The following is a 12,839-nucleotide window of genomic DNA, read 5'->3' as shown; positions in this document are numbered from 1 at the left end:
TATGTCTCGTCACCAGCAACCACGCCCGCACGTCACCACCGCAGCGCGGTGGTGTGCACCGGAGCGTCCCACAGCTCGGTGAGCTCGTCGTCCAGTCGCAGCACGCTCACCGACGCGCCCTGCATCTCCAACGACGTGACGTAATTGCCCACGAGCGAGCGGGTCACCTCCACGCCCCGCTCCTCGAGCAGTGCGCGCGCCCGACGATAGACGACGTAGAGCTCCGAGGACGGCGTGCCACCCATCCCGTTGACGAACAGCAGCACGCGGTCCCCCTGCGCGAGGCCCAGATCGTCGGCCACGGGGGTCACGAGCATCTCCGTGATCTCGTCCGCGCTCGCCAGCGGGATGCGCCGACGACCGGGCTCGCCGTGGATGCCGATGCCGATCTCGATCTCGTCCTCGGGCAGGTCGAACGACGGCTTGCCCGCGTGCGGCACGGTGCAGGCGGTGAGCGCGACGCCCATCGAGCGGACGTTGTCGTTGACGCGCTGCGCGACGGCGGCGACCGAGTCGAGGTCGTCGCCGCGCTCCGCCGCGGCCCCCGCGATCTTCTCGACGCACACCGTGCCCGCCACACCGCGGCGGCCCGCCGTGTAGAGCGAGTCCTGGACGGCGACGTCGTCGTTCGTGACCACCGTTCGCACGTCGACGCCCTCGGCGTCGGCCAGCTCCGCGGCGGTCTCGAAGTTCAGCACGTCGCCCGTGTAGTTCTTGACGATGAGCAGGACGCCCTTGCCGCCGTCGGCCGCCTGGATCGCGGGCAGCACCTGGTCGGGAGTCGGCGACGTGAACACGGGTCCGGGGACGGCCGCGTCGAGCATCCCGACGCCCACGAACCCGGCGTGCAGCGGCTCGTGCCCGCTGCCGCCGCCGGAGACGAGCCCGACCTTGCCCTGCACCGCTCCTCCCGCGCGGGTGACGAAGTCGGGCTCGCTGTGGACCTCGACGACGTCTGCGTGCGCAGCGCCGAAACCCTCGAGGGTCTCGGCGACGACGGAACGTGGGTCGTTGATGAGCTTCTTCACGTCGACATCCCTTCGACGGGGCACCTCGTCGGGCTCCGTCACGCGCTCCGGTGGTACTCGGTCAGCCCCCGCTGCCCACCTTCGCCCGACGGCTCACGGCCGTCAAGGCGAAGATGTGCGGCACGCATGCACATTCGTGCACGGAGGTCCGTCAGCCGCGCCCCAGCAGGATCCGCGCCTCGGCGACGAGCAGGATCGACCCCGTGACCAGCACGGCTGCCCCGCGCTCGACGTCCCGCTCGGCGAGCCCGGCTGCCAGGTCGACGGCCTCGTCGAGGCGCTCGACGACGTGCACCCGGTCCTCGCCGAACACGTCGACCGCGACCTCGCCGAGCTCGTCGGGCGCCATCGCGCGGGTGTTGCCCGCAGCCGTCACGACGATCTCGTCGAGCACCGGCTCCAGGATCGACAGGATGCCCTCGGGGTCCTTGTCCGCCATCACGCCGACCACGCCGACGACGCGCTGGAACGCGAACGCCTCGTCGAGCGAGGCGACCATCGCCTCGACACCGGCGGGGTTGTGCGCCCCGTCGACGATCACCGTGGGGCTGGTGCGCACGATCTCGAGCCGCCCGGGCGAGTCGACGTCGGCGAACGCGGCCTCCACGATGCCGGGCTGCAGCGCGCCTCCCCCGGCCACCAGCGCCTCCGTGGCGGTCAGGGCCAGGAGCGCGTTGTGCGCCTGGAACTCGCCGTGCAGCGGCAGGAAGATGTCGGTGTACGTCCCGCCCGTGCCGCGCAGGGTCAGCAGCTGGCCGCCCACCGCGACCGAGCGCTCGACCACCGCGATCTCGACGTCCTCGCGGATCACGCGCGCGCCGCGCTCGGCCGCCGCCGCCAGCACGACGCCCTCGACGTCCTCGGTCTGCGCGGCGAGCACCAGGGTCGCGCCGTCCTTGACGATGCCCGACTTCTCCGAGGCGATCTCGACCAGCGTGTCGCCCAGGTAGCGCTCGTGGTCCATCGCGATCGGTGTGATGACGGCGACGTCCCCGTCGGCGACGTTGGTGGAGTCCCACCGGCCGCCCATCCCGACCTCGACGATCGCGACGTCCACCGGGGCGTCCGCGAACGCGGCGAACGCCATCACCGTGAACACCTCGAAGAACGACAGCCGCGGCTCGCCGCGCTCGGCCGAGCGCTGGTCCACCAGGTGCACGTAGGGCGCGACGTCCTGCCACACCTCGACGAAACGCTCGTCGCTGATCGGCTGACCGTCGATCGCGATCCGCTCCGTGACGCGCGTCAGGTGCGGGCTCGTGAACCGGCCCGTGCGCAGGCCGTGCTCACGGACCAGGCGCTCGACCATGCGGCTCGTCGACGTCTTGCCGTTGGTCCCCGTCAGGTGGACGACCTTGTAGGCGTGCTGCGGGTCGCCCAGCAGCTCGCACACCTGGCGCACACGCTCCAGGGTCGGGTCGATGTCGTGCTCGGGCGCACGCGCCAGGATCGCGGCGTAGACCTCGTCGGCCGCCGTCCGCGCCTCGCGCGCCGCCTCGTCACGCATGTGGTCCGCCCCGCCGCTCACGCCTCGTACCCCCCGGCCTCGACAGCCTCGACCCGCACCGCGAGCTCCGGCGTCGGCGAGACGTCCACCTCGACCGACACCGCGAGCGTCTCACGCGCGATGAAGTCGCGGTGCTCCTCGACCGCGGGCACCTGCTCGCGCGGGACGTCGAGCGAGAGCAGGATGCGGTCGCTCACCTGCAGTCCGGCCGCCTTGCGCGCGTCCTGCACGGCCCGGACCACGTCGCGGGCGTAGCCCTCGGCCAGGAGCGCGTCGTCGAGCGTCAGGTCCAGGACGACGAACCCACCGGGAAGCACGGCCGCCGCGCTGGTGCCCTGCTCGCCGCCGGCCACGACGGTCGTCAGCTCGTACTCGCTCGGCTCGAGCGGGACCTCGCCGTCGGCCGTCGTCGCGACGACCGTCTCTCCGTCCAGGCGCCACGACCCGGCGCGCGCGGCCTGGATGACCGCCTGCACGCCGCGGCCCAGGCGCGGACCGGCCGCGCGGGCGTTCACGGCCAGGCGCTGCGTGATGCCGAACCGCTCGGCGGCGTCCGCGGACTCCAGGAGCACCTGCTTGACGTTGAGCTCGGTGGCCAGCAGCGCGGCGTACGGCTCGAGCGAGGCGGGGTCCTCGACCCCGACCGTCAGGCTGGGCAGCGGCTGACGCACACGCACGGAGTGCGCCTTGCGCAGACCCAGCGCGGTCGACGTGACCGCGCGGACCTGGTCCATCGCGCGCACCAGGTCGGCGTCGGCGTCTCCCGCGGCCGTCGGCCAGTCGGTCAGGTGCACCGAGCGCCCGCCCGTCAGGCCGCGCCACACCTCTTCCGTCACGAGCGGCGCGAGCGGCGCCATGACCCGCGTGAGCCTCTCGAGCGCGGTCCACAGCGTGTCGAACGCGTCGTCGTCCTCCGCCCAGAACCGGTCGCGCTGCGTGCGGACGTACCAGTTGGTCAGGACGTCGAGGTGCTCGCGCACGGACTCGCACGCCGCGGCGATGTCGTAGGCGTCCATCTGCGCCGTGACGGCCTCGACGAGCTCGTCGGTGCGGGCCAGGACGTAGCGGTCCATCGGCGCCATGCCGGCTACCCGCTCGGGCGCGACCGCCTTCGCGACGTACCCGTTGCCGCCGTCCGCCGCTCCCGCGTAGAGCGTGAAGAAGTAGTACGTCGACCACAGCGGCAGCAGCACCTGGCGGACGCCGTCGCGGATGCCCTCCTCGGTGACGACCAGGTTGCCGCCGCGCAGGATGGAGCTGGACATGAGCGACCAGCGCACGGCGTCGGAGCCGTACACGTCCCACATCTGCACGGGGTCGGGGAAGTTGCGCAGCGACTTGCTGGCCTTGCGGCCGTCGTCGCCCAGCACGATGCCGTGGCACATGACGTTGCGGAACGCGGGCCGGTCGAAGATCGCGGTGGCCAGCACGTGCATGACGTAGAACCAGCCGCGCGTCTGGCCGATGTACTCGACGATGAAGTCGCCCGGGAAGTGGTGCTCGAACCAGTCACCGTTGTCGAACGGCGCGTGCACCTGGGCGAACGGCATCGAGGCCGAGTCGAACCAGACGTCGAACACGTCGGGGATGCGGCGCATGGTGCTCGCGCCGGACGGGTCGTCCGGGTTGGGACGCGTCAGCTCGTCGATGAACGGGCGGTGCAGGTCGGTCTCGCCGTCGTGGTTGACGGGCAGGCGGCCGAAGTCGGCCTCGAGCTGCTCCAGGCTCCCGTACACGTCGACGCGCGGGTGGCTCGGGTCGTCGGACACCCACACCGGGATGGGCGTGCCCCAGTAGCGGTTGCGGCTGATCGACCAGTCGCGCGCACCCGACAGCCACTTGCCGAACTGGCCGTCCTTGATGTGCTCGGGCGCCCAGGTGATCTCCTGGTTCAGCTCGACCATCCGGTCACGGAACTCGGTGACCCGCACGAACCAGCTGGTCACGGCCTTGTAGACGAGCGGGTTCCGGCAGCGCCAGCAGTGCGGGTAGGAGTGCTCGTACGTCTCGTGCCGCACGACGACGGCGCGGCGGTCGGCCGGGACGCGCTCGAGCGGGCCGGAGCCCGCCTTGAGGTCGGCGATGATCGGCTTGTTGGCCTCGAAGACCTGCAGGCCCTGGTAGTCGGGCACCTCGCTCGTGAACTTCGCCTCGGCGTCGACGGGCACCAGCGGGGCGATGCCGGCCGCGTCGCACGCCGCCATGTCGTCCTCACCGAACGCGGGCGCCAGGTGCACCAGGCCCGAGCCGTCCTCGGTGGTCACGTAGTCCGCGACCAGGATCTGGTGCGCGTTCTCGCGGCCGACGAAGTAGTCGAACGGCGGCGTGTAGCGGCGTCCGGCCAGGTCGGCGCCGCGGGTCGTCGCGACCACCGTCGCCTCGCCCAGCTCACGCGCGTAGGCCGCCAGTCGCGTACCGGCCAGCAGCACACGCTCGCCCGGGTGCGCCTGCGCGAACGGCGAGTCCGGCGCGGGCTCGACGGTCACGTACTCGATGTCCGGGCCGACGGCCACGGCCAGGTTGCTGGGCAGCGTCCACGGCGTCGTCGTCCAGAGCAGCGCCAGCTCCCCGGACTCGAGGCGCACGCCGACCGTCAGCGCGGGGTCCTGACGCGACGCGTACACGTCGTCGTCCATGCGCAGCTCGTGATTGGACAGCGGCGTCTGGTCCACCCAGCAGTAGGGCAGCACGCGGTAGCCCTCGTACGCCAGGCCCTTGTCGTGCAGCTGCTTGAACGCCCAGATCACCGACTCCATGAAGGTGACGTCGAGCGTCTTGTAGTCGTTGTCGAAGTCGACCCAGCGGGCCTGGCGCGTGACGTACTCGCGCCACTCGCCCGTGTACTTCAGCACCGACTCGCGGCACGCGGCGTTGAAGGCGTCGATGCCGAGCGCCTCGATCTGCGCCTTGTCGGTGATGCCCAGCGTGCGCTGCGCCTCGAGCTCGGCGGGCAGACCGTGCGTGTCCCAGCCGAAGCGGCGCTCCACGCGGTGACCACGCATGGTCTGGTAGCGCGGGACGACGTCCTTCGCGTACCCGGTGAGCAGGTGGCCGTAGTGCGGCAGGCCGTTGGCGAACGGCGGACCGTCGTAGAACACGAACTCGTTGTCGCCGTCGGCCCCCGCGTCCCGCTGGTCGATCGACGCCTGGAACGTCTGGTCGGCCTCCCAGTGCGCCAGGACGTCGCGCTCCAGCGCGGGCAGGTCCGGCGAGGGCGCCACGGGGGCGTCGGGGTGGTGCAGGGGGTACCTGGTGGGCTCGGTCACCGTGCGGGTCTCCTGGGTCGTTCGCGTCGTGCGCGTGCGGCTACGAGGACGATCACCCCGGATCGGGGCTCCCGCGGTACCACCTCGTTTGCCGGCGTCCCCCGGGGGCGTCGACCACTCTGCTGCGGCTGTGACGGGCCTGCCCCGTCCGGTTCTACTGGGGCCCGCGGTCCGAGGACTGCGGGCCCGTTCTTCCGGAGGCTCGCCGGTGATGGCCGGGTCGACGCCTGTCGGGCCAGCCTACCTGCCTCCCCCGGGACGATGCACGGGAGATGGCACGGGCGGGACGCGCGAGGATGGGGACGTGACCTTCTCCCCCGCCGCGCTCGTCCTGCTCGACCTCGACGGCACGCTCACCGACTCGTTCCCCGGCATCTCGGCGTCGGTGACGCACGCCTTCACCGCGGCCGGCCTCGCGGTGCCGACGCCCACCGAGCTGCGCTCGTTCGTCGGGCCGCCGCTGCCGGAGTCGTTCCTGGCGCACGGCGTCCCGCCGGCCCGGGTCGCCGAGCTGGTGACCAGCTACCGCGCCGTCTTCGCCGCCGGCGGCATGTACGACAACGCGGTCTACGACGGCGTCCTGGACGCGCTGGCCGAGCTGCGGCGCCTGGGCTGCGCGCTGGTCGTCGCGACGTCCAAGCCCGAGATCTACGCGGTGCCCATCTGCGAGCGACTGGGCATCACGCCGTACGTCGACGGCATCTTCGGCGCGCCGCTCGACCACGTCCCGTCCAGCAAGGCGCTGGTCATCGAGCGCGCGCTGACTGGTCGCGACCCGGGCGAGCGGCGGCTGATGGTCGGCGACCGGGAGCACGACGTCCTCGGCGCCGCGGCCCACGGCGTGCCGTGCCTGGGCGTGCGCTGGGGCTACGCCGCGCCCGACGAGCTCGAGGAGGCCGGCGCCGTGCGCGTCGTCGACCGGACCGACCAGCTCGCACCGGCCGTCGTCGACCTGCTGAGCCTGTGACCTCGCGTCAGACCGCCGGCGTCACCGGGTCGCGGTCCGACCACGGGAAGACGATCCACCGGTCGGTCCGCTTCCACACGAAGTGCGGGTCGATGACCGAGCGCGGCTTGGCATAGAGCACCACGGTCCGCACGTCCTGGCAGTAGCGGCCCATGAGCTTCTCGACGAGCGCGAGCGTCTCCCCCGTGTCGGCGACGTCGTCCACGACGAGCGCACGCAGGCCGGTGATGGCGTTGGTGTCCAGCAGCGGCGGGAGCAGCACGGGGTCGGGCAGGCGCTCGTCGATGCCCGTGTAGAACTCGACGTTGAGCGTGCCGACGGCCTTCGTGCCGAGCGCATAGGCGATGGCCCCGCCGAGCGGCAGGCCGCCACGGGCCACGGCGACGACGACGTCCGGCACGAACCCCGAGTCGGCCACCGCCTGCGCCAGCTCGCGCGCCGCGACGCCGAACTGCTCGTACGTCAGCACCTCGCGGGCAGGCGTCTGAGGTGTGGTCTCGCTCGCAGCCTGCGCGGCCGTCGTCTCCGTCACGACGCCAGGCTAGGCCGTGGATGTTGCGCGGGCATTGCGCTGCTCTTGACCTTGACGTGGCGTCAACTTCTACGGTGGTCGACATGGAGGCATCGATCCAGGAGACGGCGCGGCTCTCGGGCGTCACGAGCCGCACGCTGCGGCACTACGACGCCATCGGCCTGCTGCCCCCCAGCCGCGTGGGCGACAACGGCTACCGCTGGTACGACGAGGACGCACTGGTCCGCCTGCAGCGCATCCTGCTGCTGCGCGACCTGGGCCTGGGCCTGACCGCGATCCGGGACGCCCTGGCGGCCGAGGACGACGATGTCGCAGCCCTGCGTCGGCACCTGGACTGGCTGCGCTCCGAGCAGCGACGGCTCGCGCGGCAGGTCGCCGCGGTCGAGCGCACCATCGAGAGCAGGACCGAGGGAAGGACGATCATGACGGAGCAGATGTTCGACGGGTTCGACCACACCCAGCACCGCGACGAGGTGGTGGAGCGCTGGGGTGCGCAGGCGTACGACACGTCCGACGCGTGGTGGCGCTCCATGTCGCGCGACGAGCAGCGCGACTGGAAGCAGCAGACCGCGGCGCTCGCCGAGGAGTGGGCCCGCGCGAGCGGCGGCGATCCCGCGGGCCCGGTGGGGCAGGACCTCGCCCGGCGGCACGTCGCGTGGCTGACCACGATCCCGGGTACCCCGGCGCACGGCGCGTCCAGCCCGACCGACGCCAAGGACTACGTCCTGGGCCTCGCCGACCTCTATGTGGCCGACGACCGCTTCGCACGCACCTACGGCGGTTCCCAGGGTGCCGCCTTCGTCCGCGACGCGCTCCACCTGTACGCGGCGCGCCACCTCTGACGGGCGTCGGTCAGTCGGCGCCCAGCGACGCCTGCCAGTCGGCGTGCAGCGCGGCGAACCGACCGCCTGCCGCCACGAGCTGGTCCGGTGAGCCGTCCTCGACCACCCGGCCGCCCTCGACCACCAGCACCCGGTCGGAGCTCATCACGGTGGACAGGCGGTGGGCGATGACGACGGCGGTGCGTCCGGCGAGCAGCGTCGCGAGGCCCCGCTGGACCTGCGCCTCGCCGGGCACGTCGAGCGAGCTGGTGGCCTCGTCGAGGATGAGCACGGCCGGGTCGGCCAGGACGGCACGCGCGAAGGACACGAGCTGACGCTGGCCCGCGCTGAGCCGCACGCCGCGCTTGTCCACCTCCGTGTCGTACCCGTCGGGCAGCGCAGAGATCAGGTCGTGCACACCCACGGCCCGGGCCGCCTCCTCGACCTGTGCGCGCGTCGCACCGGGCCGCCCGATCGCGATGTTCGCGGACACGGAGCCGGAGAAGAGGTAGGCCTCCTGCGTCACCATCACCACGGCGCGGCGCAGGTCGGTGGGGTCGACGTCGCGCAGGTCCACACCGTCCAGGAGGATCCGGCCGTCGCGTACGTCATAGAACCGGGCCAGCAGCTTGGCCACGGTGGACTTGCCGGCGCCGGTGCGCCCGACGAGCGCGAGCTGCTGACCGGCAGGCACATGGAGGTCCAGGTGCGGCAGGACGAGCGGACCGCCGCCGTACCCGAACGAGACGTCCTCGAACCGCAGGTCACCCCGCGACGCGGGCAGGTGGACCGGGCGCGCCGGGTCGGGCACCGTCGGCTCCTCGGCGAGCAGACCCGCCACCTTCTCGAGTGCCGCGGTGGCCGACTGGAACGAGTTGTAGAACATGCCGATCTGCGACAGCGGGTTGAGGAACCGGCGCGCGTAGAGGACGGCGCCGATCAGGACGCCGACCTCGAGACCGCCGTCGAGCACCCGCAGACCGCCCACCAGCAGGACCACCGCGACGGTGACGTTGGCGATGGCGGTGAGCCCGGTGTCGAAGACGCCGTTGACGCGGATGGCCTCGGCGGACACGGCCCGGTACTCCTCGGCGCGCTCGTCGTACGCGCGGGCCGTCGCGGGCTCACGCCGGAACGCCTGGACGGCGCGGATCCCCGTCATCGCCTCGACGAAGCTCACCACCAGCCGGGCCGCCGACGTGCGGCTGGCGCGGTACTGGGCCTGCGAGCGAACCTGGAACCAGCGCGTGAGCACGATGCCCGGGACCACCGCCACGAGAAGCAGCAGGGCGCTGCGCCAGTCCAGCAGAGCCAGGCCCACCACGGTGAACATCATGGCCAGCAGGCTGGACCCGAGGGTCGTCAGGCCGCCGTCCAGCAGCTCGCGCACGGCGTCCAGGTCAGAGGTCTGCCGCGAGATGATCCGGCCCGAGGTGTACCGCTCGTGGAACTCCAGGTCCAGGCGCTGGGTGTGGCGGAACACCCGGCGCCGCAGGTCCAGCAGGATCGTCTGGCTGACCACGGCCGACGCACGCACGGCGGCGCTGGCCAGCAGACCGCCCAGCAGCGCGGTGACGAGGTACGCGCCCGCCGTCGCGACGAGCGGCCACGTGCGCCCGTCGCCCATGGCGGGCAGTGCGTGGTCGATGCCGTAGGCCACCAGCGCGGGGCCGGCGGCCGTCGCGAGCTCGGAGAGCACCACCAGGACCACCGCGCCCGCGGCACCCGTTCGTACGGGCCCGACGAGCGAACGCAGAAGAGCCAGCGAGCGCCGGCGCACCGCGGCGTGCTCCTGCGGTGTCGGTTCCCGGAGCGCAGCCGGATCGTGCATCGCTGTCATGCGCCCACCCCGGCGTCCTCGCGCTCGTCGGCGGTCTCCAGCGCGGTGAGCACGTAGCGGTAGTGCGGGTGGGTCCCGAGCAGGTCCGTGTGCGTGCCGACACCCGTGATGCGGCCACCTTCGAGCACGGCGACGCGGTCCGCGAGCGCGACCGTGGAGGGGCGGTGCGCGACGACGAGCGTCGTGGTGCCGACCAGCACCCGCCGCAGCCGCTCGGTCACGGCGGCCTCGGTGCTGACGTCGAGCGCGGACAGCGGGTCGTCGAGCAGCAGCACGCGGGGACGTGCGGCGACGGCGCGCGCCAGCGCGATCCGTTGGCGCTGGCCGCCCGACAGGCTCAGCCCTTCCTCGCCGATCACCGTGTCGACGCCGTGCGGGAGGTCGGCCACGAAGTCGGCGCTCGCCACGTCGAGGGCGGTCGCCAGGAGCTCGTCTTCGGGCGTGCCGTCGGAGCGGCTGACACCCATCAGGACGTTGTCGCGGACCGTCGAGGAGAACAGGATCGGGTCCTCGAACGCGACGGCGACGGCGGACCGCAGCTCGGCGCGGGTGGTCTCGCGCACGTCGACGCCGTCGATGCGGACCGAACCCGTGCTCACGTCGTACAGGCGCGGCACCAGCTGCAGGAGCGTGGACTTGCCGCTGCCGGTGAGCCCGACGATGGCCGTGGTGGTCCCGGGCTCGAGCACCAGGTCCAGGCCGTCGAGCACGCGCTCGCCGCCGGGATGCGCGAAGGCGACACCGGACAGCTCCACGCGCGTCCCGGCCGGGCCGGGCGCAGGCAGCGGCACCGGCTGCTCGGGATCCCGCACTGCGACGATCGTGTCGAGCACCTGCGCGTAGCGGTCGGTCGCGGCGCGGGCGTCGAGCGTCATGGCCAGGAACTGGCCGAGCCGCTCGACGGGACGGTTGACGATGGTGGCCGTGGCGAAGAACGCGATGAGCGCACCCACGGACAGGTGCCCGTGCGCCGCGAGCGGGACCCCGACCGCGAGCGCGACGGCCAGGATCGCCTCCGGGATCGCGTTGAGCGCGAACGTCACGCGCGACAGGGTGCGGGCCTTGTGCACCTCGGTGACGCGGAGCGACTCGGCCTGGCGGGCGAAGTCCTCGAGCGCGTCGTCGCCGCGCCCGAAGGCCTTGAGGACGCGGATGCCGTGCACGGACTCCTCGACCGCGGTGGCCAGGTCGCCGGCCTGGTCGCGGGCGCGGCGGGCGACCACCTTGTAGTCCTCGCGGAACCGGAAGCTGAGCCACACCATCGGCACCGCGCCGGCGAGGTAGACCAGGCCCAGCTCCCAGCTCGTGGCGAGCATCAGGGCGATGCCGGCGACGACGGTCGCGGCGCTGACCAGCATCATCACGAGCCCGAACACGAGCCAGCGCCGGATCGCACCCAGGTCGCCCATGGCCCGCGAGAGCAGCTGCCCCCCGGACCATCGGTCGTGGAACTCGACGGGCAGGTCCAGCAGGTGGCGGAACATCGAGACGCGCATCTCGCGCTCGACGGCCGTGCCGGGCGTGGCGATCAGGGCGCGGCGGCACCAGATGAGGAACGCCTCGAGCAGCCCGAGCGCGAGGACGACCCCGGCGCCCGCGACGACCGCCCAGCGCGACCCGTCCGTGAGCAGCGGCCCGTTCACGAGCCACCGCAGCACCTGCGGCAGCATCAGCGAGAGCAGGCTCGCCCCGAGCGCGGTCAGGCCGCCGACGACGATCCGTCGTTGCGCCGGCCGCGCCCACTCGCGCAGCCGCAGCAACGCGACGGTCGTCGACGGCGCACGCCCCGAGCCCGCACGCGGGGCGGGGGCAGGTGGTGGCACGTCCGTCACTGTAAGCACGCCCGCCGACAACGCACCCGGCGTGTCCGACTGGTGACCCGAGCAACCTTGCCGAGCGTCGAGCGCCGCGCCGGCCGACGCCCCGTTCAGGCCGTGCGCGACGTCTTCGTGTTGCTCGCCTGGGCGCGCGGCCGGACAACCAGCAGGTCCACGTTCACGTGCGGCGGACGGGACAGCGTCCAGGAGATCGCGTCGGCGATGTCGTCGGCCACCAACGGCTCGTAGCCCGCGTAGACCGCGGCCGCACGCTCGGCGTCCCCGTCGAAGCGGACGAGCGAGAACTCCTCGGTCGCCACCGCCCCGGGCGCGATCTGGATGACACGGATGGGCTCGTCGACGATCTCCCAGCGCAGCGTCGTCGCGAGCATCCGCTCGGCATGCTTGGCGCCGGTATAGCCGGCGCCACCCTCGTAGGGCCCCTCGGCCGCGGTCGACGTCACGACGACGACGTCGCCGCCCCCGCGCGCCCGCAGCAGCGGGAGCATCGCCTGCGTGACCTGCAAGGTCCCCAGCACGTTGACCTCGTACATCGCCCGCCACTGCTCGACGTCGGACGTCGCCACGGGGTCGAGGCCGAACGCTCCACCGGCGTTGTTGACCAGGGCGTCGAGGCCACCGGTCTGCTCCACGTGGTCCGCGAGCGCGGCGACACCGGCCGGGTCGGTGACGTCGGCCGCGAAGACCTCGGCGCCCGTCTCCCCGGCGAGGTCCGCGAGGCGGTCCCCGCGGCGGGCCGTCGCGACGACGTCCCAGCCGTCCGCGCACAGCCGCCGGACGGTCGCGGCACCGATGCCCGACGACGCGCCCGTGACCAGGACGCGACGGGCAGCAGAGGTCGGGCGGGAGTCGTCGGTCGCGTCGGGTGCCGCGGGCAGGTCAGGTGTGGAGGTCATGGCGTCACCGTAGGCGGACTAACCTGGGACGCGGAACCCGGCCGGATGTGGTCGGTGCTCGTCGCCCGGACGTTCGGGCGGCCTCCGGCGGCGCGACGTGCGCCGAGTGATCACGCGGAACGACCCGCACCCCTCACCCCCGGA

9 protein-coding genes are annotated in these 12,839 nt (G+C 72.8%); 2 read left to right on the top strand and 7 right to left on the bottom strand.

The genetic code is table 11. The annotated features are described in order from the left end of the window. Positions 1 to 32 precede the first annotated feature (32 nt). From dhaK to ileS, 3 genes are all read right to left on the bottom strand, one after another. A complete protein-coding gene (dhaK, locus tag IC607_RS16145; RefSeq protein WP_191788450.1) occupies positions 33 to 1,028 on the bottom strand; it encodes a dihydroxyacetone kinase subunit DhaK in 996 nt (331 codons plus the stop codon). A gap of 151 nt (positions 1,029 to 1,179) precedes the next feature. After that, the gene (locus tag IC607_RS16140; RefSeq protein ID WP_191788449.1) at positions 1,180 to 2,535 is read right to left on the bottom strand and encodes a folylpolyglutamate synthase/dihydrofolate synthase family protein; all 1,356 of its coding nucleotides are present in this window, start codon (positions 2,533 to 2,535) and stop codon (positions 1,180 to 1,182) included. Positions 2,536 to 2,552: 17 nt separating this feature from the next. Beyond that, positions 2,553 to 5,801 carry an isoleucine--tRNA ligase gene (gene ileS, locus IC607_RS16135; RefSeq protein WP_191788448.1) on the bottom strand — a complete coding sequence of 1,083 codons (3,249 nt, stop codon included), beginning with the start codon at positions 5,799 to 5,801 and terminating at the stop codon, positions 2,553 to 2,555. A gap of 304 nt (positions 5,802 to 6,105) precedes the next feature. Here ileS and IC607_RS16130 point away from each other — a divergent pair, with 304 nt between their 5' ends. Beyond that, on the top strand, positions 6,106 to 6,768 hold the full coding sequence (locus IC607_RS16130; RefSeq protein ID WP_370526325.1) for an HAD hydrolase-like protein: 663 nt from the start codon (positions 6,106 to 6,108) through the stop codon (positions 6,766 to 6,768). Positions 6,769 to 6,775: 7 nt separating this feature from the next. On the opposite strand, the gene IC607_RS16125 is transcribed toward IC607_RS16130, so the two are convergent. Next, complete coding sequence (locus IC607_RS16125; RefSeq protein WP_191788446.1) at positions 6,776 to 7,300, bottom strand: phosphoribosyltransferase; 525 nt, start codon at positions 7,298 to 7,300, stop codon at positions 6,776 to 6,778. 83 nt (positions 7,301 to 7,383) lie between these two features. Between IC607_RS16125 and IC607_RS16120 the strand changes: the two genes are divergently transcribed. Next, the gene (locus IC607_RS16120) at positions 7,384 to 8,142 is read left to right on the top strand and encodes a MerR family transcriptional regulator (RefSeq protein ID WP_191788445.1); all 759 of its coding nucleotides are present in this window, start codon (positions 7,384 to 7,386) and stop codon (positions 8,140 to 8,142) included. 10 nt (positions 8,143 to 8,152) lie between these two features. On the opposite strand, the gene IC607_RS16115 is transcribed toward IC607_RS16120, so the two are convergent. The 3 genes from IC607_RS16115 to IC607_RS16105 all read right to left on the bottom strand — a co-directional run bounded on the left by IC607_RS16115 (position 8,153) and on the right by IC607_RS16105 (position 12,695). Next, positions 8,153 to 9,961: an ABC transporter ATP-binding protein gene (locus IC607_RS16115; protein ID WP_191788444.1), complete on the bottom strand. Its 1,809-nt coding sequence runs from the start codon at positions 9,959 to 9,961 to the stop codon at positions 8,153 to 8,155. Continuing rightward, positions 9,958 to 11,784: an ABC transporter ATP-binding protein gene (locus IC607_RS16110; protein ID WP_370526324.1), complete on the bottom strand. Its 1,827-nt coding sequence runs from the start codon at positions 11,782 to 11,784 to the stop codon at positions 9,958 to 9,960. The genes IC607_RS16115 and IC607_RS16110 overlap by 4 nt, the downstream gene beginning before the upstream one ends. A 104-nt stretch (positions 11,785 to 11,888) precedes the next feature. Further along, positions 11,889 to 12,695, bottom strand: coding sequence for an SDR family oxidoreductase (locus IC607_RS16105; protein ID WP_191788443.1), 807 nt, complete (start codon positions 12,693 to 12,695; stop codon positions 11,889 to 11,891). Positions 12,696 to 12,839: the final 144 nt, after the last annotated feature.

The sequence above is a fragment of the Cellulomonas sp. JH27-2 genome, from assembly GCF_014837175.1.
GTDB lineage: Bacteria > Actinomycetota > Actinomycetes > Actinomycetales > Cellulomonadaceae > Cellulomonas.
Note: the sequence above shows the minus strand (reverse complement) of the source record. Positions and strands in the feature narration are given on the sequence as shown.

Excerpts from the sequence above, each read along its gene's own strand:
- IC607_RS16105 (WP_191788443.1), bottom strand. The coding sequence starts at position 12,695 with ATGACCTCCACACCTGACCTGCCCGCGGCACCCGACGCGACCGACGAC.
- IC607_RS16120 (WP_191788445.1), top strand. The coding sequence starts at position 7,384 with ATGGAGGCATCGATCCAGGAGACGGCGCGGCTCTCGGGCGTCACGAGC.
- IC607_RS16140 (WP_191788449.1), bottom strand. The coding sequence starts at position 2,535 with ATGCGTGACGAGGCGGCGCGCGAGGCGCGGACGGCGGCCGACGAGGTC.
- IC607_RS16115 (WP_191788444.1), bottom strand. The coding sequence starts at position 9,961 with ATGACAGCGATGCACGATCCGGCTGCGCTCCGGGAACCGACACCGCAG.